This window comes from Roseimaritima multifibrata (assembly GCF_007741495.1).
GTDB classification, from domain to species: domain Bacteria; phylum Planctomycetota; class Planctomycetia; order Pirellulales; family Pirellulaceae; genus Roseimaritima; species Roseimaritima multifibrata.
The window spans coordinates 5,471,318-5,496,119 of sequence record NZ_CP036262.1 but is presented as its reverse complement, the minus strand read 5'-3'; the positions used below and the strand labels follow the sequence as shown (position 1 = coordinate 5,496,119).

The 24,802-nt window shown below is 54.9% G+C and carries 20 protein-coding genes; 17 read left to right on the top strand and 3 right to left on the bottom strand.

What is annotated here, in order from left to right; translation table 11 throughout:
* Positions 1-6 precede the first annotated feature (6 nt).
* Complete coding sequence (locus tag FF011L_RS19945) at positions 7-2,301, bottom strand: hypothetical protein (protein ID WP_218932759.1); 2,295 nt, start codon at positions 2,299-2,301, stop codon at positions 7-9.
* Positions 2,302-2,516: 215 nt separating this feature from the next.
* On the opposite strand from FF011L_RS19945, the gene FF011L_RS19940 reads away from it, so the two are divergent.
* Entirely contained in the window at positions 2,517-3,503 is a 987-nt protein-coding gene (locus FF011L_RS19940) for a dihydrodipicolinate synthase family protein (protein WP_246109529.1), read from the top strand.
* 367 nt (positions 3,504-3,870) lie between these two features.
* The gene (locus tag FF011L_RS19935) at positions 3,871-5,967 is read left to right on the top strand and encodes an alpha/beta hydrolase (protein ID WP_145353632.1); all 2,097 of its coding nucleotides are present in this window, start codon (positions 3,871-3,873) and stop codon (positions 5,965-5,967) included.
* A gap of 446 nt (positions 5,968-6,413) precedes the next feature.
* Here FF011L_RS19935 and FF011L_RS19925 read toward each other — a convergent pair whose 3' ends face one another.
* On the bottom strand, positions 6,414-6,803 hold the full coding sequence (locus FF011L_RS19925; RefSeq protein WP_246109528.1) for a hypothetical protein: 390 nt from the start codon (positions 6,801-6,803) through the stop codon (positions 6,414-6,416).
* A 473-nt stretch (positions 6,804-7,276) separates the two neighbouring features.
* Here FF011L_RS19925 and FF011L_RS19920 point away from each other — a divergent pair, with 473 nt between their 5' ends.
* From FF011L_RS19920 to FF011L_RS19850, 15 genes are all read left to right on the top strand, one after another.
* On the top strand, positions 7,277-9,859 hold the full coding sequence (locus FF011L_RS19920) for a tol-pal system YbgF family protein (protein ID WP_145353625.1): 2,583 nt from the start codon (positions 7,277-7,279) through the stop codon (positions 9,857-9,859).
* 32 nt (positions 9,860-9,891) lie between these two features.
* The gene (locus tag FF011L_RS19915) at positions 9,892-10,347 is read left to right on the top strand and encodes a hypothetical protein (protein ID WP_145353623.1); all 456 of its coding nucleotides are present in this window, start codon (positions 9,892-9,894) and stop codon (positions 10,345-10,347) included.
* 102 nt (positions 10,348-10,449) lie between these two features.
* Positions 10,450-10,893, top strand: a complete 444-nt coding sequence (locus tag FF011L_RS19910) for a sensor histidine kinase family protein (RefSeq protein ID WP_145353621.1) — start codon at positions 10,450-10,452, stop codon at positions 10,891-10,893.
* Complete coding sequence (locus FF011L_RS19905; RefSeq protein ID WP_145353619.1) at positions 10,893-11,333, top strand: flagellar basal body rod protein FlgB; 441 nt, start codon at positions 10,893-10,895, stop codon at positions 11,331-11,333. The genes FF011L_RS19910 and FF011L_RS19905 overlap by 1 nt, the downstream gene beginning before the upstream one ends.
* A gap of 40 nt (positions 11,334-11,373) precedes the next feature.
* A complete protein-coding gene (gene flgC, locus FF011L_RS19900) occupies positions 11,374-11,796 on the top strand; it encodes a flagellar basal body rod protein FlgC (RefSeq protein ID WP_145353617.1) in 423 nt (140 codons plus the stop codon).
* A 3-nt stretch (positions 11,797-11,799) separates the two neighbouring features.
* A complete protein-coding gene (gene fliE, locus FF011L_RS19895; protein WP_145353615.1) occupies positions 11,800-12,114 on the top strand; it encodes a flagellar hook-basal body complex protein FliE in 315 nt (104 codons plus the stop codon).
* 25 nt (positions 12,115-12,139) lie between these two features.
* Positions 12,140-13,786 (top strand): beta-cystathionase, encoded by a 1,647-nt coding sequence (locus tag FF011L_RS19890; protein ID WP_145353613.1) that lies wholly within the window; start codon positions 12,140-12,142, stop codon positions 13,784-13,786.
* Between the two features lie 654 nt (positions 13,787-14,440).
* Positions 14,441-15,571, top strand: a complete 1,131-nt coding sequence (locus FF011L_RS19885) for a hypothetical protein (RefSeq protein WP_218932758.1) — start codon at positions 14,441-14,443, stop codon at positions 15,569-15,571.
* Between the two features lie 107 nt (positions 15,572-15,678).
* The gene (locus FF011L_RS19880; RefSeq protein ID WP_145353609.1) at positions 15,679-16,380 is read left to right on the top strand and encodes a FliH/SctL family protein; all 702 of its coding nucleotides are present in this window, start codon (positions 15,679-15,681) and stop codon (positions 16,378-16,380) included.
* Positions 16,377-17,786: a FliI/YscN family ATPase gene (locus FF011L_RS19875; protein WP_218932757.1), complete on the top strand. Its 1,410-nt coding sequence runs from the start codon at positions 16,377-16,379 to the stop codon at positions 17,784-17,786. Before FF011L_RS19880 ends, FF011L_RS19875 begins: the two co-directional genes overlap by 4 nt.
* 187 nt (positions 17,787-17,973) lie before the next feature.
* On the top strand, positions 17,974-18,504 hold the full coding sequence (gene fliJ, locus FF011L_RS19870) for a flagellar export protein FliJ (RefSeq protein WP_218932756.1): 531 nt from the start codon (positions 17,974-17,976) through the stop codon (positions 18,502-18,504).
* Positions 18,495-19,142 (top strand): hypothetical protein, encoded by a 648-nt coding sequence (locus tag FF011L_RS19865; RefSeq protein ID WP_145353605.1) that lies wholly within the window; start codon positions 18,495-18,497, stop codon positions 19,140-19,142. The genes fliJ and FF011L_RS19865 overlap by 10 nt, the downstream gene beginning before the upstream one ends.
* Positions 19,143-19,179: 37 nt before the next feature.
* Complete coding sequence (locus FF011L_RS19860) at positions 19,180-20,841, top strand: flagellar hook-length control protein FliK (RefSeq protein ID WP_145353603.1); 1,662 nt, start codon at positions 19,180-19,182, stop codon at positions 20,839-20,841.
* 120 nt (positions 20,842-20,961) lie between these two features.
* Positions 20,962-21,399: a flagellar hook assembly protein FlgD gene (locus tag FF011L_RS19855; protein WP_145353602.1), complete on the top strand. Its 438-nt coding sequence runs from the start codon at positions 20,962-20,964 to the stop codon at positions 21,397-21,399.
* 53 nt (positions 21,400-21,452) lie between these two features.
* Positions 21,453-23,894, top strand: coding sequence for a flagellar hook-basal body complex protein (locus FF011L_RS19850; protein ID WP_145353599.1), 2,442 nt, complete (start codon positions 21,453-21,455; stop codon positions 23,892-23,894).
* Here FF011L_RS19850 and FF011L_RS19845 read toward each other — a convergent pair.
* Positions 23,883-24,782 (bottom strand): aldo/keto reductase, encoded by a 900-nt coding sequence (locus FF011L_RS19845; RefSeq protein ID WP_145353597.1) that lies wholly within the window; start codon positions 24,780-24,782, stop codon positions 23,883-23,885. The genes FF011L_RS19850 and FF011L_RS19845 overlap by 12 nt on opposite strands.
* Positions 24,783-24,802: the final 20 nt, after the last annotated feature.

Here is a 24,802-nt window from a genome sequence, read left to right as displayed (position 1 = left end):
GGGAGTTTACTCCGATGGTTTTTGTGGGGGATTTACTTTGTAGATTTCGACTAGACCGTTTGAAAAAACTTTCGGGTCCGGAGCGATTACTTGTTGGGCGATCAGTTGCTCAACGAGTTGCTTCGTGATCGCTTCGTCGAATCCATATGTTGAACGAAGACGTTCGATCTCACCCCAGTGGATCAACAGGTGAGTCCAGCCGTGCCTTTGAAATTCTGCCTGCCATTGTTCGGCAGGTTGATGCGACGTGATGGCGGTTAGCTGCGATTGGTCGAATGTCGTTGCATAGTCAATCGCTGGTTCATAATCGAAGACTGCGGCATCGCCGACGACCAACAGTTTGTCGGTCGGTTTCATGCGTTCGTTGACATAGTGAAGGTATTCAGGAATTCGGCGGGCTCCTTGTCTTGCGTCAACGTCCGCCCGCAGGTGGTTCATCGTCACAAGAATCCGAGAATCCCCCAGCAGCGGGCTACCGATCATCAGTCCATTCAGCACGATTCCAAATAGCAGCAACGCAACCGCTCTGCCCTGCCCTACTCGGGCGACCAGTTGTTGGCATCCAAAGCCCGCCAAGTAGACGACCAGCGGTAGGATGGGGACTAGGAATCGAGCGATTCGGTGGGTGAATAAAAACCAAAAAACGACTAAGCAAACCGTCACGAGGAAAGTTTGGCGGACTTCGGTGTTGGACCAGCAACAAACCATCCCCAGCAACGCAAGCGGGACAAGCAGCATGCTTTGCAGTTTCCATTTCCAGGACAGAGCCTCCGCTGCCGTTGCGACCGCAGACAGGGTTATCGGTCCTCCTTTGTGTCCCTCATCCCACTGTTCGATTTTCGCGTCTGTCAGCGTTCTTCCTCCAAAAATATTACCGGCCAGTGGGTAAACCGGGTTTCCTGTGAACGCCAAATTCTTGGCAAACCAGGGACCGGCTGTGACCGCGACGGCCAGTGAGAACCACGCCAGCTGTCGCCAGTTTGGTTTCCATGAAAAGGTTTTGGCTTCTGAATCCGTTACGTTATCGGTTGTCCCCGTGTCGCGAGGCATCGAGGCATTCCTGCCTGAAAGATTTCCCCACGCTGCGGCGATCCCTAGCGGAAGGACAACAAAAAGGAGGGCCGGGTATTTACAGGCAAGCGCCGATCCAGCGAAAAAACCGATCCAGAGTGCCGATGCCAGGGAAGCTTGATGGACATTGGCCGAGGAATCACGGCGAGGTGACCCAGCAGACACAATTAGCAAGATTCCGCCGGCAAAATAGCAGGCGACCGCCGGTTCGACCAATCCAAGGCCCGCCTCTTCGCAGAGCGCGGGCATCGCCAACGTCAGAGCGGTCATCCAGATACCCACCAGCGGCCCGCAACGTCGCCGAACCGCGGCTCCGGCCAGAATTGCGGCTAACAACGCATACCCGGCGATCACGATTTTGCCTGACAGGGCTCCCCACCACCAAGCGTCCTCTTTGCCGGTCCATCGCCACCAATCGATTGTTGCGATCGTATGCAGTTCCGCACCCATCGGCATGCTGGTGTAAATGTTGTGCGGGAGGAAATGGATCTGACCATCCTGCGACCATTCCTTTGGGCCCTGCAAATGGTATTCACGAACATCGTATTCTGCGGGAGGCATGAAGCTGCGAGCGATCACCAAGCAGGCTAACGTGGCGGTGGCCATCCAGCCGAGTGTGAGCAGCGTGGGAGAGACTGACGTGTTTGGTTCGGTGCATTCGATTTCGCTGGAAACGGTTGGCTCCACGGCGTTAATTGAATCGATCGAAGCGGCTGCTGAAACCGCCTCTTGTCGTCCTCTGGTGAAAAAGTCGGCCAGCCAGCCAATTGAAAGTGTCAGCAGTGCAATGAGAAGCGAGCTAGACGCATGTCCGATACCTCCGGCGATTCCGACGAATAAGACGATCAAGGAATGCAGACTGAGGCCGATGGCGATTGCCAAGGCCCCTTTTTCGATGGCAAACGTTCGCAAGGAGAGACGACCGGGAGTTTGCTGTTTGTCGTTAGCCTGATCGCGGATAGGTCTTTGGGGGAAAAAGTTCAACGGCGGGAATGCCCGCAGCAGGCGGCGGCCGGCGTCCCAGCTAACCGCCCAAACGATGCAGGCTGGCAGAAAGACGGCCAGTCGAATCGTCAAACTGGAAAGGTTGACCGGTCCATTCAGCCAGCCATCCAGCATCTGATCGGGCGCCAGGAATAACAGCCAACGCGGTCCGTTGGAATCGGCATCCAGGGGGACCATGCTGACGGGCCAAATCGGTTGCCGCAAATAGAGCAGGATCCAAATCAAGCCGAGCCCGCTGGCGAGAAGGAATTTCCACGAAAATCGATTTATTTGCGGAGGGGCCAAAGCCGGAATTTGGGTTGGATCATGCGTTTTAGGGGGATTTCGCGACTTTTTTGTCTTCTTAGTGGGCATTCAATTGCACGGTGGGAGAACAGAACCGTTTTGGCGAAGTACATTGTAGACGTGCACCCTGTTAATCATCTAGGAACCCCAACCTCATGTCTTCACTGAATCGTATCTCCGGAATTCTGACCCCCAACCTGACCCCTGTCGATTCTCAGGGACGCGTTGACGATGATTGCCTTCGCGGCTACGTCGACTGGTTAATCGAACGAGGCGTCGATGGGTTGTACCCCAACGGCAGTACCGGGGAGTTCATCCGCTTTACTCCTAGCGAGCGTCGCCACATCGTGCAGGTGGTTGTCGATCAAAATCGTGGCCGCGTGCCGGTTTTGGCCGGAGCCGCTGAAGCGAATGTGAAAGAAACGATCGAAGCCTGCAACGCCTATGGCGAGATGGGAGTTCGGGCCGTCGCGATTGTCGCTCCTTACTATTACCGTTTAAGCTCCGAAGGGGTGTACGCCTACTTTCGGCAGATCGCCGATTCGGTCGACGTCGATGTGACTTTGTACAATATCCCGCTCTTCGCATCCCCAATCGATGTGGAAACCGTGCGGCGCTTGGCAATGGATTGTCCACGCGTGATCGGGATCAAAGATAGTTCAGGCGACCTGCCGAACATGATGCGGATGATTCAATCGATCCGCCCACAACGAAGTGATTTCTCGTTCTTGACTGGCTGGGACGCCGCGTTGGTTCCGATGCTGATCGCCGGTTGTGATGGTGGCACCAACGCGACCAGTGGCGTTGTCCCCGAACTGACGCGAGCCATCTATCAATCGGTTCAAGAGGGGCGTATCGAAGAAGCGATGCAGATGCAGTATCAACTGCTGCCTCTGTTTGACGCGATGTTAGGTGCCGGCGAATTTCCCGAAGGGTTCCGCCAAGGGGCACGTGCCCGTGGTTGGGACATGGGAGCGGGGCGCCAGCCCAAAACGCCACAACAGCAGGCTGCACTTGACGGAGTCCGAAGCGAAATCGAACGTCTGGTCAGTCAGCTGTCTAACCAGCCGATCGCGGGAGTCACCGCGGACGATATCAGCACGATCAACGCGATTGTGCGCCGAGTCTTAGAACAGCTGTAATTCCAGCAGCTGCAGAATGACACGAAAATCGAATCGCGATGGTCGTGCAAGGTTGCATGCGGATTCTTTGTTTCGCCCGGGTTTGTCCTGGTCGCTGCAAGGTGTGAATCCGCTTTGGCACGCCCGAAATGCGACTCTTGGCTTGCAAAGCTCGACGCTTGCTTGTTGGTCCATTTGACGGGGCCGTTGTTCAAGACGTCACGCGCTCGCATCGTATCATTCGCACGCTCTGCAAAATCGCTGTACAGTATTCTTTCCGCTGCGCAGTTTTCCTTCCGCTGGTGAAAACCCGTTCCCGTTCGCGGTGAATGGATCGGGTACCCTACAAGCCGGCAATCCAATTCATCTCAGATTGATAGGCAAGATCATGATTCGCTTTCGCGATTTATTGTCACGTAGTTTTTTGGGGTTGTGTTTTGCACTTTCCCTTTCCCCGGCGAGCGGACAGTTTGTCAACGTTCCTGACAAGGAAAGCAAAACCTACGAAGGGGATGTTGCCCTAGGTGATTACTTTGCGGCGGAAACCGCACGGATCGAGGAAACCACGTTTGCCGATATCCATTCCTTGGCCGACTGGGAAGAAAAACGCAAGGTCTACCAAAGCCAGTTGTTCGAGATGCTGGGCTTGGACCCGATGCCAGAGCGGACGCCATTAAACGCGGTCGTGACGGGAAAAACCGAACGCGACGGAGTGATCGTCGAAAATGTCTACTTTGAATCGATGCCTGGACTGTTTGTTACTGGCAATCTTTACCGTCCGGCAAAACAAGATGGCCCTCTGCCCGCCATCCTGTATGTCTGTGGGCATGGGAAAGTCGAAATCGATGGGGTCAGCTATGGCAACAAAGTCTACTACCAACACCATGGTGCTTGGTTCGCAAGAAACGGTTACGTTTGCTTGACGATCGATACCATCCAGCTGGGAGAGATTGAGGGGACCCATCACGGAACCTATCGCGAGAAAATGTGGTGGTGGAACAATCGTGGTTACACGCCCGTGGGTGTCGAAGCCTGGAACGGATCGCGTGCGGTCGATTATTTGATTTCACGTCCCGAAGTGGATGGGGAGAAAATTGGGATCACCGGCCGCAGTGGCGGCGGATCTTATTCTTGGTTTACCGCTGCCATCGATCCAAGGATCGGAGTCGTGGTTCCCGTCGCTGGAATCACCAACCTGCATAACCATATCGTGGACGGCTGCGTCGAAGGGCATTGCGACTGCATGTACATGGTCAACACCTATCGGTGGGATTACGCCCAGCTGGCTGCAATGATCGCCCCTCGCCCGTTATTGATTTCGAATACGGATCGCGATCGAATCTTCCCTTTAGAAGGGGTTGTCGATGTCTATCGGAAAACCCGGGAGATTTATCGGCTTTACGGGGCGGAGACGGACTTGGGTTTGCAGATTACCTCAGGCCCGCATTCGGATACCCAGGAACTTCGCATTCACGCGTTTCGTTGGATGAATAAATACTTGCGAAACGATAGCGAGCTGATTTCAATGGCGGCGACAAAGCTATTCGAACCAGCCGAGTTAAAAGTCTTCGAAACCTTGCCGCCCGAAGAACGCGTGACCACCATTCACAACGATTTTGTTCCCGCTGTGTCTGTCGATAGTTTGCCTGAATCTGTTGAAGTGCTTCGTGAGAAGGCACCGACCTGGCTTGAAAACCTACAATCCAAGGTTTTTCGTGGATGGCCTGCCTTGGATGGTGCGTTAGAAACCGAAGTGGTTAACGTTGCCAACAAAGACAAGCGAGCTTGTGCGGTTGTTGATTTCACCAGTCAGGATCCGTATCGCCTGCGAATGTACGTTGTGGGGCCTGCCACAAAGTCGCCGGAAGCTCCGGCGAAAGTTAAAGTGGTTGTGTTGGACAGCGAATCATGGCCCGCGGTTGCTGCCGGGTTGGCCGTCGTGTTCCCCAATCAAGTTCCAAATGTCGAACCGGAGCAAGCTGCCTGGGAAAAGATCGCGCAGCAAGAAACGCCTGTGTTTTATGTTCTTCCGCGTGGAGTCGGGCCAACGGAATGGGATCGTGATTCGAAAGAGCGGACGCATATCCGTCGACGTTTCATGCTGCTGGGACAAACCGTTGCAGGAATGCAAGTCTTTGATGTTTGCCGAGCTCTCCAGGTGATCCAAGAAAGGATGTCACAGGGAAAAGATTTGAAAATCGAAATTCAGGCTAAAGGAGAGGCCGCGGTGTGGACTTTGTACGCCAGTCTGTTTAGTGACTTGCTGGGAGATTTAAGCTTGAGCGACCTGCCCGTGAATAATGCAGACGCTCCGGATCTGCTGAACGTAAGCCGTTTCGTACAACTGCCACATGTCGCTTTGATGGTCGCTGAAAAATTGGGAGATAAGAACCAATTGCAACTGTCCGGCGAAACAAATCCTCAGTGGCATGAAGTCCTGCAGGCACAGCCTTGGACGCTGGAAGAAATCAAACTACAGGATTGAGGCAAAGCGAGCATGGCGTCGTTGATAGATCGGTCTGGCCGGTGATAACCGGCCAGACTTTAAGCGGAACGGCGCAAGCCGTCCGGCATCTACTTTCTTAGCGGAACGGCGCGAGCCGTCCGGCCTTTCTTGCGGAGTGGTTTTCTGGCCGGAGGGCTCGCGCCCTTCCGCTAAGAAATTTTGGTGTGCAATCACTCTCTTAGCGGAACGGCGCGAGCCGTCCGGCCTTTCTTGCGGAGTGGTTTTCTGGCCGGAGGGCTCGCGCCCTGCCGCTAAGAAATTTTGGTGTGCGAGCACTCTCATAGCGGAACGGCGCAAGCCGTCCGGCCTTTCTTGCGGAGTGGTTCCCGGGCCGGAGGGCTCGCGCCCTTCCGCTAGGAATTTGGAATTTTTGATTCGCGCTCACTCTCTTATCGGTACAACGCGAGCTGTCCGGTAATCGCGACTTATTCGTCTTCGCAGTCGAAATCTTCTTCGTCTTGACTGTTGGTGTAGGGTTCGACCGTGTCGCTTTCGTCCCATGCCAGCTGAGCTCGCTGATCTTCGTTCAGTTGGACGTAACCAAGCGAACGAATCACTTCCAAGACTTCGCTGCAGGTTGGGAACATGCGGCCCGCGGCTCGCTTGTACTCGTCCATCGCGTGCATGAATTCGATCTCTTGCTCGTTGTAGTCCCGTTCGCAGGTGGTCGGGTCGATTTGACGACGACGTTGCGTTTTGCGACGGACTTCAGGAGCTGCACTGTTGGTTTCCTCTTCGCGACGCTCTTGACGACGGCGGTCGATGGTGACGGTTTCGGAAGCAACGGTTTCGATAGCGGTGTTGGATTTGGGCACGTGCAAGGTTCCTCTCGGCTCGGCGGCCTCGTATTCGACCCCCCGTGGGTGACTGCGAGGCTGATAGGAATGAAGTAGATCGTGTGACGGCTGGCGATGATGCCAAACAAACCTAGCACGCAAAGTAGGAGGATGACGGAGTTTTTAGGTGTAGAAAGGACTGGTGAAAGTGTGCTGCCTGGGCAGTTTGGTCGGTTGTGCTGGTTCTGCGGATTACCGGTGACCTGGACGGCGGTTTCCGCTCGGAAGTTTCCTTAAGCACGTTCGTATTGACCGTTTCTGACACATCTTTGTAAATGAAGTGCCCACTTTGTGGCCAAAGAGTGCAAGCAGTCTGGCCAGACAGTGAGTGAAATGCCTTTTTAAATGCGGGGCGGCAAAGGCCGTTCGGCGATAGAACCTGCGAATTCAGCGTAATAGCGTGACGGCTTGCGCTGTTCTACTAGGTTTGAATTTCCTTTAGTTGGCCGTCGATGGCAGAGAAATCCCCGGAAGCGAGTTCGTCCAAACGTCCTGATCGGTCGATGGGGATGACCGCTGCGCTGATAGCTGTTGTGGGAATCGCTTCCATCGGAGCCTTTGCAACACTTTTCACCGTATGGGCTCGAAGTGGAGCTCCGGGGATCGAGGAAACGTTGCGATTGGCGTCGGAGGAATATGTTGCCGGCCGACCGGCGGTCGCGGCAAAGTTGGCTCAGACCGTTGAATTCCCCGAAGAATACGAAGATGCCGACCAAATTCATCTGAAAGAATTTTTGATCGGTGCAGGATTGGCAGCGGCGGCCAACAAGCAAGTCGATTTGAATGAGTGGCGAATCGCGATGGATGGTGCCATCCCTCATTTGCAGGCTTCCGCCGAACATGGCTTTCCCCCTGGCCGGGAAGCCGAAGGAAATCAGTTGCTGGGAGAAGCTTTCTTGAGCAAAGGGAAATTCTCGAAAGCGGCGAAGTATTTAGAAACGGCGATCGATATCGACCCGGCTACCCGTTTGCAACTGATGCCGCTGTTGGTGGAAAGCCAGTTGCAGGCTGCCGAAATGGAGCCGGAGGTCGCACTTCAGTCGGCCCGCAACCTGTTGGAATGGGAAACGCCGGGAACGATCGGCCTGGATAATGCGAAATTGTTGCTGGGACGTGCGTTGATACAGAAAGAGCAATGGGCGGCGGCACGCGAACCGATTCGCGAAGTGATCGACAACGGAAGCGATCCGCAAATCGTTCAGGAAGCCCGCTTGCTGGATGCGATTTCTCAAATCACCGAAGCGATCAGCTTAGAAGAGGGATCGAAAGCGGCCCTGCCCTCCCCTGCGATCCGGACCAAAATCCGCAAGGCTATCGAAGACCTTGAAGCGATTGATCGAGAAGCCGATCCGCTCTTGGCGACTCGGTCGCGGTTGTGGGTCGCGCGTGGCTTGCGGGCTTTGAAAGAGAACGAGGCGGCGATTGCTGTCGCCACGACCGTTCGCCTGCACCGCCCCTTCAATGCCGAATCCATTGCCGGCGGAGTCCTCGAGTCCGAATTGCTAGCGTCTCAGGGAATGGGAGAAGATGTGCTGCAGACGGCTCGATATCTGGTTCGTGAAATTGGTGACCCCCGGCTTTTTGATGGCCGGATTATCCGTTTGGAAGAATTTCGCCAGCGAATGGCGGGCGTCGCAGACCAGTTGCGAGAAGCCGGAGAATACAGGTACTCGGTCGATTTGGCTCGCAGCCTACCACCCGTCCTTCCTCTGGATCAGGCCTACATGCTTGAAGGCCTAGCCCTTAGCGACTGGGCCGAATCGACTTTGGAGAACGGTCGCCAGAGCGATGGAGCGATGCCGCCGGAGGTCGCCGCCAAGGCTCGCCAATATTACCGTGCAGCAGGCGATGCCCGGGCATCGGCCGCCAAGGAACGCTATACGACCACGGAGTACATTCCCGCGGTTTGGGATACGATCGAGGCTTACGAACAAGCGGGCGATTTCGGGCGAACCCTGACCTGGGTGGAAGAATACCTCCGTTATGAAAAGCGAGCCCTCAAGCCGCGAGGCTTACTAGTTAAAGGGCGGACGCTGCTAGCACTCGACCGACCGGAAGATGCGTTGCGGCCGTTGACCACCTGTGTGGTTGAACATCCCCGCGATTCGTTGCGTTATGAAGCCCGTTTGATTGCCGCACTGGCCAACGCAGAACTGAACCGTTTCGTCGAAGCTAGAGAACTGCTGGACGAAAACCTGTACGACGGGACGCTTGCCCCCGAAAGCAAAGTTTGGCGTGATTCGCTCTATTTGCTGGGGCAGTTGCTCTATCGGGATGCGTACCGAAATCATCTTTTCCTGACAGGCGAATTGCCTCCGGAAATCCAGCCGCCGACGGACGACCAAATTCAATTTCGAGATAACCAGGAACTCTTGCTGGCCGCTATCGGTCGGCTGGACGAAACGGCGGACCGTGAAGAAATTCTGATCTCGGAAAACCGAATCGCAGGAGACGAATTGCTGCGTGAAGCGCAGGAGCGAGCTCGGAATGCCCGCTATTTGGCAGCTCGCTCGCGTCAGATGGCGGCCCATTGGCCTGAGGTCGAATCCGAGGCTCCCGACCTGCTGGACGTCGCCCGGAGAAGGCTTAGCCAGTCCCGTGATGAATACCTGCAGCAGGCGGCCGACGGCTTTAGTGGGCTGCGACAGCAACTCGATCGCAGTGAAGAAGACCAGGAATTGTCAAACCAAGACCAATCGATGCTCAGGAATTGCTTTCTTGCCGAAGCCGATGTGCTGCGTCAGTTGGGGAAGTATGAAGAAGCGGCCGAAGCCTACCGCGGCGTTTCGCTGCGATACATGAACGAACCGGCCTCTCTGGAGGCGATGCTTGGTCAGGCACAGTGCATGGAAGATTTGGGCCGAAAACGGGAAGCCAACCTGATTGTCCGGCAAGCCGAACGCGTGTTGCAACGCATTCCCAAAGAAATGGATAGCCTGTTTGTGGAAACGACCCGCTATGATCGTGAGCAATGGCAAAGGTTATTCGCTTGGATGGTTCCGCCGGAAGTCGCCCCCCAGGACGCGGACGCGTAACTTCGCTTTGACAAGACAAGGGAGTCTTAGAAATGTCGCATGAAACAGAAAAGTTGCTCGACCTGGTAACTCAGCGAATGCTTGTGCTGCAAGAGTTGTACGAGCTGTCGGAGGAGCAGATGGGGTTCGTTCGCAAGGAACAGGTCTCTCAGTTGTTACCTCATTTGGCCAAAAAACAGAAACACTTGGAAAAGTTTGCGGCACTTCAAGAAGAACTAAGACCTTTTGCTAGCCAACCGGCCGCCTCGCGCCGCTGGGCAAGTGAAGACCTCCGGCAGCAGTGCCAGGAGTACTTTGATGAAGGCGAACGCTTGCTGGCTGCCATGATGGAAATGGAGCAAGAAGCGGAGGCGACGCTGATGGTTAGTCGTGATTCGTTGGCCGAGCGGATGCGGCAAAGTACCGGTTCCCAGCATGCCGCGTCGGCTTATCGCCAAGCGGATGAAAATCGCGGGCCTAGCCGCCTGGATCTTTCTTCCAGCGATTGAGCCGAATTTCCACCATCGATTCGAACTTGAATCCATCGACTTTAATAATTCTGGAAATTTCTCTTGTCTTGAGGCGGTGATTCTTAGTAATCACAGGGTTGAATGAAAAACCAACCCTTGTTGAAGGAATCGCGGATGGCCTCGCAATCAACAGCCACAACGACCACGCTGAGTCGTTTGGCCGCCAAAGCTGCCGAAAATGTGTTGAGTCAGCATTCTGGGCAAGTGGTCCTGGAAATGAATATTCCAGCGACCATCGCTTCGCCTGGAAATCCCGATGACATGTTGCAGTTGTTAGAGATCCTAATCGGTCAGTCTTTAAACGAGATGGACAATGGGGAACTATCGATTGTGGCCTGGCAAGGTGGCGGCTTACTGGAATTAGAAATCGCCGATTCGGGATGCTCGATCGAGGAACGCTCCGCTTCGTTCCCACTGGCAGTCGCTCGTTTGCACGGTGAAATCGTGCGTCAAAACTGCCCACAAGGTGGTGCGGCCGTTACCGTTCGATTTCCTCTTGGAGCGGTCCAAACGGAGGCAGCCTAATGCTGAATCTGTTTCAATCGACCTCGATCCCTGCGCTTGAGCAAACGGCGATTTTTGCCCAGCGACGCCATCAAGTCTTGGCTGGGAATATGGCCAACGCGGATACTCCGGGGTATCGATCACGCGATCTAAAAGTCGACGCATTTCAAGAAGCGTTGGCGGAATCGATCCACGAAGCGAATACGCCTAGAACCTCGCCTCCGATGTCCGCAAGTGCCCTCGCCTTTGCACCGCCCTCCCAGGTCGGAGAAGTCCAGCCTGAATTTGCCGATGGGCCCCGCAAAGCAATGGAGCAAGTCGTCTTTCATGACGGCAGCGACGTTGGCCTGGAAACTCAAGTCACTCAAATTGCTAAGAACCAACACACGCACAATCTGGCAATCGCTTTGATGCGAAGTCAGTTCAACGTGTTGCGAGCGGCGATCACCGAACGCGCATAGTAGTCCATCATTTTGACGTTCCTCGCTTACAGGTAGGATCATGATTCGATCTCTTGATATCAGCACTTCGGCGCTGGTTGCTCAGCGGACACGACTCGATACCGTTTCGGGGAATATCGCAAATATGTCTTCGTTGACGGATGAAACGGGCAAGCCGAACCCGTATCGGGCTCGTCGCGTCGTCTTTCAAACCGATGACGAATTGACCACCAGCAGTGGTGCATCCGGCGTCAAAGTATCGGAAATCCAAACCGATGAGTCCGAACCGCTGTACAAGCACGACCCGAAACATCCGTTGGCGATCAAAGAGGGCAAGTGGAAAGGCTACGTTGCCTACCCAAATATCAACCTGACCGGGCAAATGGTTGACGCGTTGGAGGCGACTCGGTCGTACGAAGCAAACGTTGGGGTGATGGAAATTACAAAAGACCTTAGCCGCGAATCCCTTTCGATTATCGCTTAGTAAATGCAACCGCTTCGCTTTTCCTCTCATACCCCGCCGCTACCACCGCCGCCTCCGGCAGCGCCAGGGTTTGCAGCGGGAGCGACCAACCCGGTGGGGAATCCGTTCCTCGATCTGGTTGCAGGAAAAGTGCAGGAAGTGAATACGGCACAGCAGAGTGCGGACCAGTTAGTGCATCGGATGTTGACAGGAGAAGACGTCAATCAAGCCGAAGTCCTCACATCGGTCCAGAAAGCAGACATGGCATTTCGCTTGATGTTGCAGATGCGGAACAAGTTGATGGATGCCTACCGGGAAGTCCAGCAGATTCAAATCTAGTCCTTATTCGTTTTCGTAGCAGACGATGAATTTTTTCAAAGACGCCGCCGAACAATTCAAAAATGCTTTTCTTGCGATGCCGATGGCGTCTCGCGGGATTGGATTGATGTTGATCGTTGCGATCGCGATTGCGCTTGCGTTTCTTGTGCAAGGGACTTCCGAGAATAAAATGACTCCGCTGTTTGGCGGTGCGTTGTTTAATGACACGGAACTGGCGGAGATGGAGTTGGCCTTTAGCGCAGCCCGTTTGAACGGGTCGGTGCGCGAGGGCAAGCGGTTGCTGGTGCCAGCGGCCAACGAGCATGAATTCCTGGCCGCCCTGGTCGAAGCGGGAAACGTTCCCTCACGCTTTGAATCGGCCGTGCAAAAAGCGTTGGAACAATCAAGCCCGTTGGAACTGAACGACCAATTTCGCTACCGCACTGAATACGCAAAGCTGAAACAAATCGGAGCTCAAATCGAACGCTTTCCCGATGTCGAATGGGCAGAGGTCCAGTACGATGCGGACAAGGGCGGTTTTCGAAGTCAGCATAGTCAAACCGCTAGCGTGACGGTTACCCCCGCAGGAACAAGTCCGCTCGGCAAGATGCGCATCAATCAAATTCGTGAATTGGTTCGCGCGTCTTTTGCCGGATTAAAGGATGAGCATGTCACCGTCACCGATACCAATGCGATGTTGTCTGGAGGTTGGGGGGACGAAGAGAGTGAGTTGCTGGCAGCCAAACGACGCATCGAATCCGATTATGAAAATCGGATTCGTAATCTGCTTCTTCCGTATGGCGATTTTCGCTTGTTGGTGACCGCCGACGTCGATCCGACGATTCGAAGCCAAACAACCAAGGTGACGTACGACAACCGCCAACCGCTTGACGAACATTCGCGGAAACAAGAATCGGAAACCACCAAAGGGGCGCGAGGAGGGGTGCCGGGTGTCGAACCCAATGCGTTGGCTGAAAACCAGCGGATGACGATTAATGATACCCCGACAACGATCAAAACCAGTGATGAAACAAGAGCCAGTCGTGGGATCGCGGGGCAGACGTACGAGCAGTCGGAAGTGGCGCCGCTGCAGGAGCGACGTGTCCAAGTCAGCATCGGATTGCCCAAAACCTATTATGAATCGGTTTACCGGATCGATTATCTGAAAGAGAATCCGGACGCGGATGTTACCGAGATCCCGCCACCTCCTGCCGACAGATTGGCGAAAATTCGTGAAGAGACTCAGAATACGATTCAGGGGGCTGTCAGTGTGCTGTTGAAGTCGGTCGATCCAGGGGATGATCGCATGAAACTGGTTCAGGTGTGGGATTACTCGGATTTGCCCGTCGCTTCGATAGCCGGTCCGACAACGGCCGACAAGGCATTTGGTTGGTTGGCCGAATCATGGCAAACGATTGCCTTATTGGGATTGGCTTTGGTCGCGCTGCTGATCGCTCGTGGGGTGGCTCGCAGTATCTCACCACCGGCACCCGCATCGTTTGAAGAAGGGTTCGGTTTGGAAATCTCAGCCGACTCTGCAGATTCCCCAAGCGGAAGTTCCGATGATCCGGCTTCCACGCCCGGAATGAAAATCACCGGGCAGAGTCTGCAGGATGAACTAACCGAGTTGATCGAAAGCAATCCCGACGTCGCGGCCAACGTGCTGCGAGCCTGGATCGGTGACGCCGCTTAGTGAAAGTGGGCATCGCCATCCTTTTTTGTGCGACATCCAGCTCTCTCCGTCTGTCGCCTTTCGCTAGGGACGTAAAATCAATTCTTGAATGTTTCCGAACAGGTTGGTCGACGGCAAGGCATCCGAAAATCCCAACCCGCTGCGTAAGCTTTGAAGTTGCGCTTTTGGGAGTTGGCTAGTTTGCTTCCGCCGGGCTTGTCCCGGTCTGGGGCAACAACTGGCAGCTACCCCCATGCCTTTTTGCTATTTCATCCTTCTCCGCCAGCCTTTTGATCGCCCAATACGGTAGCTGCCAGTTGTAAGTCCGCCGTGGCAAGCCCGGAAACGGAACTCTGTCTGCAGACGGTGGGTTTGGAGCGTCGGCGCAACGAGTGCGGCCGTGATGCTCATGCCGCAGGAACCACCGTCTGGCGAAGGTAGCTACGGCAGTCACGTCGCTACGCTCGCCGGGGCGAGAACAGGCCGGCAGTACGTCACTAATAAATGTCGCGGCCCCCGCGAAAGCAATCCTTTCGTATCGCAATCGGCTCTCTTGCTCTGAAATTACTCTGGCTCCATTTGCTCTCGGACGCTAAAACCGATTTCTCCAGTTATTTTTTAAAAAAGAAAAGTCAGGATGACTTCTCTTTGCGACAGACGGAATGGAGTCCTACGATGTCCCTGACAACGATTGATTCGCCGGCCGCGCTACGCCGCGCTGCAATCTTGCTGACGACCTTGGATGATTCAATTACCCGTCGCTTGCTCTTGGGCATGCCGCCGCTAAATCGTGCGCGACTAAGACGGGCTATGGTCGATTTGACCGATGTCGATCCGATGGAACGCAGTCATGCGATGCGGGAATTTTTGCAGGGCGTTCAGTCGCTGCAATCAACTGCGGCTAGCCCCGCTTCGTCGGCACCGACGGGACCCTCGTCTGCGGGAACTTATCCGCCTACCGGTGGAAGGCCATCGGGAACACCGTCTGAATCTCCTGCGGAGACTCCCCTTTCGTTTCTGGAAACGGTTCCCGATCCGGTCCTGCTTCGTGCGATTGAAGAGGAACATCCCCAAACCATCGCGATCGTGCTTGCTTCGCTACAACCCAAACAAGCCGCGCGTCTGTTGCCGCGGATGTCCGAAACGACACGAAACGCGGCGATGCATCGATTGGCAAAATTGGACCAATTTCCTCCTGACGCGTTGGATTCGATCGGTGAGCATCTGAAACAATTGGTTGCAAATGCCAGCCCCTACGCTGGTGATGCGACCGGTTCCCGTTGCCTCTCGGCAATCTTGGACCAGGTGCCCGGCGACGTTCGGCAAGGCTTGGCGGCTGTGGTGGGATGGGAAAATCGCCCTGTCGCCAGCCCCGATTTAGGCGTCGTCGACGACTTCCACGCGGGCGCGTCGCTATCCCCGGAACCACGTCCTTTGCGAGTGGCTGCGGAAACCGTGGCGGAACCTGAAGAGTCGTTGCCGATCGATATGGCTTGGCTTGATTCGCAACTGCAAAGAAAAGCCCCCGTCGAACTGCGGGACGCGCTTTCTCGATTGGACGGGCAGGAAGCGCTGCTGGCCGTTTGTGGGCTACCAGGACGAGTTGCAGATCAGGTGCTGGGAACTTTGCCTCGCAAACAAGCTCGGTTGATTCGGCAACAACTGAAGAGTTTTGGTTCGGTCACGCTGAAAGAAATCGATACTGCGAAAACTCATTTGGGCGAGCAGTTGGGCATTGCCATGCAGTCACCGCAGGTCCGGAACCCGCGGCAGCCCGTCGATCGTCCACTTGCCGCCGCTGCTTAAAGTGGCTCCAAACAAACGGCTCGTCCCTCAAACGGGACGTTCCAAAACGAACAAGAATCATACGACCCCTTCAACTTCTAGAATTTGCTCTCTGCGGGAATTGTTAAGTGGCATCGGTCCTGAAATCGAAATCGCAGACATCACAAGTTGGCCCGAGCGGTTTGGCCGGTTTTAACCTGGATGATTTCGCCAGTAATAGTCGCCAGTTGATTGTTCAAGCTCAACAAGAAGCCGCACGGGTCATCGCTCAGGCGGAAACCAAAGCGACTGAAATCGCCGAAAAGGCGGCCGTCGAAGGACGTGCAAAAGGGATCGCTGAAGGAAAAAAAACGATCGAGGATGAAATCGCCAAACGAGTCGCCGGGGAAGTCCAGCGGCGGTTACAAGTCCTTGAAAAAACCTCACAACAGTTGACGCAGCAGACGTCGGAGTGGCTTGAGCAATACGCGTCGACGATGACGCAGACCGCGATCCAGGTCGCTGAGAAAGTCATTCTGACACGTTTGGAATCGGAGCCCGAGGTGGTTGTCCGGTGGACCGAACAGGCACTCAGACATGCGCGTTCGGCCAGGTCGTTGGTCGTCGCTGTCCATCCTGAAACGTTGGTGAAATTAGGAGAGCCGTTGGAAGCGCTGTTGCGTTCTGCCGGCGTCCCCGACGACACGCGATTGGAACCGGATGAATCGCTAGAGCCTTTTGGAGTGGTGGTGCGTCAGCTGGGGGGCAGTATCGATTCGCAGTTATCCAGTCAATTGGAAAGCTTGGCGCGTCAGTTGTTGCCGACCACCGAGAAGGGAGAAGAGTCTTGAATCTGACCTTCCCCACATTGCCGTCAGCTCAGACGTTGTGCGACGCCGTTTGCGAAAGCACGTTGATTCAAATCCGAGGCCGCGTTGCTGCGGTTTCGGGGGGGAATATTGAAATTGAAGGGATGACGGCCCCTGTCGGTGCGGTTTGTCGAATTCGCATGGCTGGGAATCAAACCTGTCTGGCGCGGCTGATCGGATTCCAAGGAGTCCGCCCGATCTTGGCACCGCTTGCTTTTCCCGATGGAGTGGCTGCCGGGGACGAAGTCGAATTGTTGGCGACGCGAGCTCGAATCCATGTCGGCCCAGAACTCCGAGGCCGTGTGATCAACGCGTTGGGAGAACCGATCGATGGTCGCCCACTGCCAGCGGGACTGCAGCCTGCCGAACTAGAACGTGACTGCCCCGATTCTTTGAAACGCCCCGCGATTAGTAAACCGCTGGAAACCGGAGTTCGTGCGATCGATGCTTTTTTGACGTGTGGTCTAGGGCAACGTATCGGGATTTTCGCAGGATCGGGAGTCGGCAAAAGTACCCTCCTCAGCATGTTGGTTCAGGGAACCGCCGCCGATACGATTGTGGTGGGAATGGTCGGCGAACGAGGACGTGAAGTCCGTGAATTTATCGAACATAGTCTCGGCCCCGACGGGATGAAACGGACGATCATGGTCGCGGCGACCAGCGATCAGCCAGCCGCCCTCCGCGTCCAAGCGGCCTGGACGGCAACCGCCGTCGCTGAGTCGTTACGGGATGCGGGGCAAAACGTTTTATTGCTGATCGATTCGGTCACTCGGTTTGCACTCGCCCAGCGTGAGATTGGGTTGGCTGCCGGAGAACCGCCGACCACTCGTGGCTATCCGCCCAGTGTGTTTGCAATGTTGCCACGACTGGTGGAGCGAGCCGGGACCACCGAGCAAGGATCGATCACCGCGTTTTATAGCGTGCTGGTCGAAGGGGACGACACCAACGAACCGATCGCTGATACGCTGCGAGGATTGTTGGACGGACATGTCGTGCTGTCACGTGAATTGGCTTCGCAGTCCCATTGGCCGGCAATCGATATCCTGGCCAGCCTTAGCCGCTTGCAAACCCGAGTCGTTTCGCCCGAGGTCCGTGAAGCGGCCGAGATTCTGCGGCGCAGTATGGCCGAGTACAAACGGAACGAAGACCTGATCAATATCGGTGCCTACAAAGCGGGATCGAATCCGCATTTGGATCAGGCGATCGCGATCCGCGAACCGCTAAAACAATTGATTTGCCAAGCAACCTTAGAGGCAAAAAGTGGGCAAACGGATCGCCTGACGCAGACTCATCTGGAAATGGTTCGGCTGGCCAACGCACTCAAAGGCGTTAACGCTGCGTTGCAACAAGGGGCTGAAACGCCTCAGCCCAATGGGGGCACGCCGTAATGGAATCGATGCCGGATTTGCCACTGAAAGGCTCTCGCGTCTTCGCCGCCCCTGCTCCCCTCTTTCAAATTTCAAGCAACCACATTCTTGGGATGTGGAAGCAAGGGAAGCGAGCGTTCGTCCGTGACCTGGTATGCCTGAATCGTTGCGATCTGCAACTTTTATCCTCCAATGGAGGATCCTAAGCATGGCTCGATTTGCGTTTCGCTTTGAGGCTTTACTTCGCTTGCGTGAAAACGAACGGGATGCCGTTCGCGGTCATGTGGCCGACGCCATTCAGGCCCAGTCGATTTTGGAACAGCAACGCGACGCCCTGCAGCAACAACGTGAAGAAAGCCGGTTGCAGGCACAGCGAAGGCTCGCTTCGACGCAGTTGTCCGTCGATACGCTGTTGCATGAAGGACGATTTGATTTGCAATTAGCCGCCGAAATTCAAGGGCTGGATACCAATATTCGGATCGTCCAAACCGAGATCGACCGCCGCCAGGAGACGTTGCAAGTTGCCGATGTCGAAGTCAAACGATTAGAGCGATTGCGCGAGCAACAGTATCAACAGTGGACTGCGGCACAATTGGCTGCCGAACAAACAGAATTGGATGAGATTGCTCAGTTGCGATTCGCCCGAGCGGCCGCAAGTCAGCAAAAATTGGGCAGGGTTCGAGGACGCTCCGGAGCCGATACTGAACCTGAAGATAAGGGGGCCCGAGCATGGGATTAGTCATTCGCCTGTTCGCTGGAATTTGTATCGCGACGATCGTAACCCAGGGAATCGTGCTGGGAGTTTGCGCCGGACGTGGAACTCTCAATGCAGGCAGTATCACCCAAATTGTGGCACTCCTAAACGGAATCGATATCACGGGAGATCGATTGCGAATGATCGTCGAACAGTCTGAATCGACCGAAAGACCGACCTACGATCAAATCCTGATGGCGCGGACGCGTGAGGGGCTGGATATGGATCTTCGCCTTGATTCTCAAAAACGCTACAGCAAGGAACTTGAAGATAAGTTCGCAGAATTGAAAAGAGATCAAAAACTGTTCGATGAACGACGCGAAGAATTTTTTGCGAAATTAGACGAAGTTCGCAAAGGCGTCATGGATGACGGTATGCAAGAACTAACGGAAACGTTGCAAGCGCTTGATACCGAGCAGGCGAAAATTCAATTGGTGAGGATGATTGAAGATAATCGGATTGAAGATGTTGTAAGTATTATTCAAGCTACGCCCATCGATAAACGATCCGATATCTTAGCGGAGTTTGTTTCTCAGCCTGAAGAAGAAATGCTAGCAGATATTCTTCGGATGATTGGGGACGGTGAGCCAGCAAAGTCGTTGATCGATCGGTCGGGTAAATAGTTTTGCTCCGGTGCGATCTGTCGCATCGGAAGTAACTATGAACACCTCCAATTCTCTAGACCACCAGCAAGCGTTAAGCCTGCGCGGTCCGTCGGCATTCTCCACAAGGTCGTTGCAGGCGATCTCTTCTGGAAGCGGGCAGTCATCGGTTGGAGATGGGTTTGCGGAATTGTTCCAGGTGGTCGCTAGTGCGACATCGGTTACAGCGAACTCCGCCAGTTCCTCGCTTGCGCCTTCTTCCGATTCCGTTGAAGCGTCTGAGGAGGCATCGGATGTTGACGACGAAGAGCAAGATTCGGTTGCGGTCCGTCCATCCGCCGATTCCGCGTCGCAAAACGAGACTCCCGTTGTCGGGATTGCCGCTGCGGCAAATACAGCAAACGACCAGGAAGCGGAACAAGAGCCTGAAGAGGACGCAGACGTTGGCGCTGCCGAGGAATTGACTGACGAATCGAACGATTCGGAGGATCCCACCACTAAAGAAGCGGCCGTGGACGCCGAAATGTTGCTTGTGCCCGAAGGGGAAGCTTCGCCTGAACGGGCGTCGGAATCGTCCGCCGAGGTTCCAGGAGAGGAAACTCTCGTGTCGGCGACGCTTGGAAAAGAGACGGATTCTAAAGCGAGTATCGAAGGTCCGATCACTGGGGATCAAACGGCCGAACTAGCCGCGACGGCCGACAGCGAAGTTACAGACGAATCCGGAAAAGTCGCCCCCTCGGCAGAGAGCACCGATGGCGAATCGCCCGCAGGATTTGCTGGAAAGGTCGAAGTGGATCCGGATGGCGGGTCGGATCGACGTCGACAAGGAGGTAGAGAGAAAGGGAAGCGAGGGCTGGAGAAAACGCCAGCGGATGCTCGCGCGATTGAAGGGAGTCCGCAACCGAGTGGCTCTCCTGACGAAGTTTCAGCTGCAGCCCAATCGAGCGGCAAGCCAATCCCGTCAGGGCTTCTAAACGGAGCAATACCAGTCGATGCCGCTGGGGATCTAGAAGTGCAAGCTCCTCCTCCAGTCGTCGCGGCGACGCCGATTGCCAGTGCCCAGGTTGCTGCCGCAGGGGCCGCTTTGCAAGCGACCACAAACGGGAGGAAGGACGCCTCGGGCAAGACATCGCTTGTGAAATCCAGCGGGGCCGAAACGGAAGCGATCCAGAACACGAATGCGACCTCGGACCGATTGAATACGGCAACAAAAGGGACCGCGGGAGCAAAACAGGCCGACGGTCCTCGTGTCGCTGATCGAGCCTTGCTAGTGCAGCGAGTTTCCAAAGCGTTTCAGCGTCTTGGAGTCGACGGAGGTCAGATTCGAATCCGACTGCATCCGCAGGAATTGGGCGGCGTGCAATTGCAATTGAGTATGCAAGGGTCGCGAATGAACGCTCAGGTTGTTGCGGAAACGGAGCTGGCCCGAAGTCTGATCAACGAGCATTTGCCTGAACTGAAACAGCGGCTTGCCGATCAGGGGATCCAAGTCGAACGGTTTGATGTTCGTTTAGACGGTGAGCAAACGGCTGCGCAGAATCGCGATTTCGCCGAACAACAGTCCTCTTCTGAACAGCGGCAGGCGTCGGGCAAATCGGCTGCATCACAATCTCGTAACCTGTCCAGCGGTCAACCGGCCGTCGATGGGCCACCGCCGCCCAAAGCCGTTCGCAGCGTCATCGACGCGGCGAAATTCAAGTCCGTCGATTTGGTTGGCTAGGAGGTCGGACGTCCGGGAAATTGCCATAGCCGCCGATTCTTAGCATTGGTTACTATCCACCTTCCATCGATCGGTTGTTTCGAACCGATGATTTCCATTCGTTTGCTCTGAGAAGCCAGCATGTCAGCAATCAATACTTCCGGATCGTCGGTCCAGAGTGCTGAGAATCTATCGAGTAGCAATCAGAATGATGGCTTCAGCGATGTCAATATGGACCAGTTTCTGCAGCTGTTGATTACAGAAATGCAGAACCAGGACCCGATGGACCCGATGGAAAATAGTGAAATGCTTCAGCAGATCGGACAGATTCGAGAAATCGGAGCGACCGATCAATTGACCAACACGCTTGCTGGCTTTGCCCAAAACCAAGAGTTGATTACGGCAAGTGGGCTGATTGGGCAACAAGTAGACGCTTTGGCAGACGATTCGACGGAAGTTAGCGGGGTTGTCGACAAAGTAACTATCGAAACTGGTGAAGATGACTCCCGGAATGTCAAAGTTCACGTAGGTGGAAAGACGATAGATATTAAAAATATCCGCCAGATAAACTCCGCCTAATCGTTACGTCTCCCCCCCCGGTGACGTTCGATGGAACTGTCACTGAGGAAAATATGGGACTCGCATCAGCATTAACGACTGCACTTACTGGATTAAGTGCGGCGGAAACTCAGATCGACGTCATTGGCAATAACCTTGCCAACTCTCAGACCGTCGGCTTCAAAGAGTCTCGCGTTAACTACGCTACGCAATTCTTGCAAACGCTATCCCTGGGGGCCGCACCGACGGTCGACAACGGGGGAACGAATCCGCGTCAAGTTGGGCTTGGCGTTCAGGTCGCCGAGATCGCCCAGAACTTTGCTCAAGGGACGATCGAAATCAGCAGCAGTCCGTCCGACTTGGCAATCCAAGGGGATGGGTTCTTTATGGTCGAAGCCGCTTCGGGCGAACGACTGTACACGCGCAACGGTATCTTCAAACTGAACGCGGACGGTGAATTAGTGAATTCAACCGGCCAGCGATTGTTGGGCTATGGCGTCGATGATCTGTTCCGAATTCAGCAGTCTGGGTTGGTTCCGCTGGAGGTCCCCCTGGGAACGGAAAGTGTTGCCAAAGCGACCGAGAACGTCACGTTGGAAGGTACGTTGACTCCGGAAGGAGACGTTGCCACGGTCAGCCAGGTGATTGAAAGTCAGGTTCTGGGGGACGGTATGGTTCCTCGTCCCGATGGGACCAGCGTGGCACTCAGTACGGCTCCTTTGCCTTCTTCTTCGGGCGTGTCGGTCGATACGACGGCCGCGGGAACCGTCCCTGCAGGAACGTATGAGTACCGCGTGGCGCTGGTCGACAGCACGGGAAATGAATCGGTACTGAGTGGATCGATTGCCGCAACCGTTGGCGCCGGAAATAGCATTCGCTTGAATGGCCTGCCCGTTGATGCCGACGGCCGCGACTATCCCACCGTGAACGTTTATCGAACGGACACGAATGGTAGCGATTTGTTCTTCCTGGGATCGGCCGCGTCCGGAGGAGACTTTATCGATGATGGGAGCGCTGCGATCGACCTGGCACGTCCAGCCGATACCGAAAATCTGACCGGTAACTATTCCTATATGGTTACCTACTACAAAGCAGGTGAACCCGAGAGCCGACCAAGTCCGATCCTTGGGCCTCGGAACGTAGCGAATGGCCGGATCACGTTGACCGATTTTCCGGATCCTCCCGTTCCTCCAGAATCGGGTGGCTTTCCAGAGTACGATTCGATTCGGATTTACCGCAACCTTGCGGGGGACCAGAATAATTTCTTCCTCGTCGATACGGTTTCGCCCGGTGAGACCTACACCGACAGTAAAACCGATGCAGAAATTACGGATCTGACCGTTTCCGGTAACAAGACGTTGGATCGTGATGGACCGACCATCGACAGCAATACGTTGCTTACCAATGTGCTCCGTCGCGACGGAGCCACGTATGAGGCTATCTTCAAAGCTGGAACGCTTTCTTACGAAGGACGTAAGGGAGGCCGGGCGCTTGGGGCGAAAGAACTGACGATCACCGAGAATACCACGGTCCAAGAATTAATCGACTTTGTGGAGGCCGCCTCCGGTGTTCAGACTTCGCAAATCGATGCTCAAAATCCAATCCCAACATCGGAGAATAACATTACCGGTGAATCGGGTGAACTGGTCCCCGGAGGCTTGATTAAAGATGGAGCCATTCGGTTTGTCAGTAACACTGGTGAATTGAATGCGTTGGAAATCGATCTGACCGCATTTCGGTTGACCGACGAATTGGGGAATGTCACGGTTCCCAATATGGCTTTCGGGACCGTGCAAGAAGCGGAAGGGCAAAGTGCGGCAAGTGATTTTATCGTCTACGATTCGCTAGGCGTTCCGATCAACGTCCGCGTTACCGCAGCGTTGGAAAGCCGAAGCGATGAACAAACGACCTATCGATGGTATGCCGATAGTGCCAGCAACCAGGTGAATGACAGTAACGCGATTACCGTCGGAACGGGATTGGTTACTTTCGATGGGAACGGTAACTTTGTGTCTTCGACAAACAGTCGAGTGAACGTTAACCGGCAAGGCGTTCCCAGTGTGTCACCGCTGCAGTTCGACCTCGATTTCAGTGCCGTTTCGGGATTGGCATCGCAAGATGCAAGCTTGGCGGCGACACGTCAGGATGGTAGTGCCCCCGGAGTTTTGAACAATTTTGTGGTCGGTGAAGATGGTGGTCTGCGAGGCGTCTTTAGCAACGGGATCACACGTGACCTAGGACAGATTCGCTTGGCTCGATTCGCAAACCCCGTTGGTTTGGAAGTGCGTGGAGCAAACCTTTACGCCCAAGGAATCAACACCGGGTTGCCCGTCGAAGGAGCCCCCGGTGAGAACGGTATCGGGACGGTTGTTGGCGGTGCCCTGGAACTAAGTAATACCGACATCGGGAAAGACTTGGTCGGGCTGGTGCTGGCGAGTACGCAGTACCGTGGAAACAGTCGAGTCATTACGACTAGCCAGCAGTTGTTAGACGAACTGTTGAACCTACGTCGATAATACGCTGGCAACCTGTTGGCTGATTGCCTGAACCAAGGTGTCAGGCAATGGGCCAGCCTTGGCAGCGGCAAGGTTCGCTTTCAAGTGATCCTTGTTGCAGGTGCCGACGATGGTCGTGTCGCAGTGAGGATTTGACAAGGTGTATCGCAAGACTAGTTCTGCTCGAGTCATCTCGTCGGGTTTCAAAGCGTCCAGATTGGCGGCGGTCCATAAATCATTCAGCGGCTCTCGTTTGATTTCGGCGTCGGGGCCACCGTGGGCAATTCCTCCACGGATGATGATCCCTGCTCCGGTCGCTGCGGCTCTTGCGATCGCGGGACCATGTTCAGGAGTTAAGCAGGAATAAGGTATCTGAAACGTTTCAAAGACCTTCAGATCGATCAAGCCTTCCAGATTGGGAAGTTTGCTAGAGATTCCTAAGTGCCGGATCACCCCTTGGTCGCGGTATTCTTCCAGCAAGCGAATCAGCCCGGTGCTTTGCAGCGTTTGAGCGTCGCCGCCGTGAAATTGGAGGAGGTCGATGTAGTCGGTTTGCAGCCGGGCCAAACTGGTGTCAATGTTGCGGCGGATCACATCGGTGTCCCACTCATGATCGATTTCAAGGTGGTCGCCATGCTGAGTGAAGACGCATCCGCACTTGGTGGCGAGGTAAAATTCGCTACGCCGGTCGGACAGATAACGTCCGATCCTCTCTTCGGCAATCCCGTAATCGGGAGCCGTGTCGATGAAGTTAATGCCTGAATCGAGGACCAGGTTCAGAAAGACTTCCGCATCGGCTTCGTCGACAACACGGACTCCCCAGGTCTTCGGGCCGCGTAGACCCATCGTGCCGTAACCAAGTTGAGTGACTTCCATGCCTGTGTTGCCAAGCATTCGTTTCGGGAGCATGCGATTGTCCATAGCTAGAT

What these genes read in the sequence shown, in the direction of transcription:
- FF011L_RS19905 (WP_145353619.1), top strand. Translation starts at nt 10,893, where the DNA reads ATGCTGAATCTGTTTCAATCGACCTCGATCCCTGCGCTTGAGCAAACG.
- FF011L_RS19860 (WP_145353603.1), top strand. Translation starts at nt 19,180, where the DNA reads ATGAACACCTCCAATTCTCTAGACCACCAGCAAGCGTTAAGCCTGCGC.
- flgC (WP_145353617.1), top strand. Translation starts at nt 11,374, where the DNA reads ATGATTCGATCTCTTGATATCAGCACTTCGGCGCTGGTTGCTCAGCGG.
- FF011L_RS19910 (WP_145353621.1), top strand. Translation starts at nt 10,450, where the DNA reads ATGAAAAACCAACCCTTGTTGAAGGAATCGCGGATGGCCTCGCAATCA.
- FF011L_RS19850 (WP_145353599.1), top strand. Translation starts at nt 21,453, where the DNA reads ATGGGACTCGCATCAGCATTAACGACTGCACTTACTGGATTAAGTGCG.
- FF011L_RS19890 (WP_145353613.1), top strand. Translation starts at nt 12,140, where the DNA reads ATGAATTTTTTCAAAGACGCCGCCGAACAATTCAAAAATGCTTTTCTT.
- FF011L_RS19855 (WP_145353602.1), top strand. Translation starts at nt 20,962, where the DNA reads ATGTCAGCAATCAATACTTCCGGATCGTCGGTCCAGAGTGCTGAGAAT.
- fliJ (WP_218932756.1), top strand. Translation starts at nt 17,974, where the DNA reads ATGGCTCGATTTGCGTTTCGCTTTGAGGCTTTACTTCGCTTGCGTGAA.
- FF011L_RS19865 (WP_145353605.1), top strand. Translation starts at nt 18,495, where the DNA reads ATGGGATTAGTCATTCGCCTGTTCGCTGGAATTTGTATCGCGACGATC.
- FF011L_RS19940 (WP_246109529.1), top strand. Translation starts at nt 2,517, where the DNA reads ATGTCTTCACTGAATCGTATCTCCGGAATTCTGACCCCCAACCTGACC.
- fliE (WP_145353615.1), top strand. Translation starts at nt 11,800, where the DNA reads ATGCAACCGCTTCGCTTTTCCTCTCATACCCCGCCGCTACCACCGCCG.
- FF011L_RS19845 (WP_145353597.1), bottom strand. Translation starts at nt 24,782, where the DNA reads ATGCTCCCGAAACGAATGCTTGGCAACACAGGCATGGAAGTCACTCAA.
- FF011L_RS19920 (WP_145353625.1), top strand. Translation starts at nt 7,277, where the DNA reads ATGGCAGAGAAATCCCCGGAAGCGAGTTCGTCCAAACGTCCTGATCGG.
- FF011L_RS19935 (WP_145353632.1), top strand. Translation starts at nt 3,871, where the DNA reads ATGATTCGCTTTCGCGATTTATTGTCACGTAGTTTTTTGGGGTTGTGT.
- FF011L_RS19915 (WP_145353623.1), top strand. Translation starts at nt 9,892, where the DNA reads ATGTCGCATGAAACAGAAAAGTTGCTCGACCTGGTAACTCAGCGAATG.
- FF011L_RS19885 (WP_218932758.1), top strand. Translation starts at nt 14,441, where the DNA reads ATGTCCCTGACAACGATTGATTCGCCGGCCGCGCTACGCCGCGCTGCA.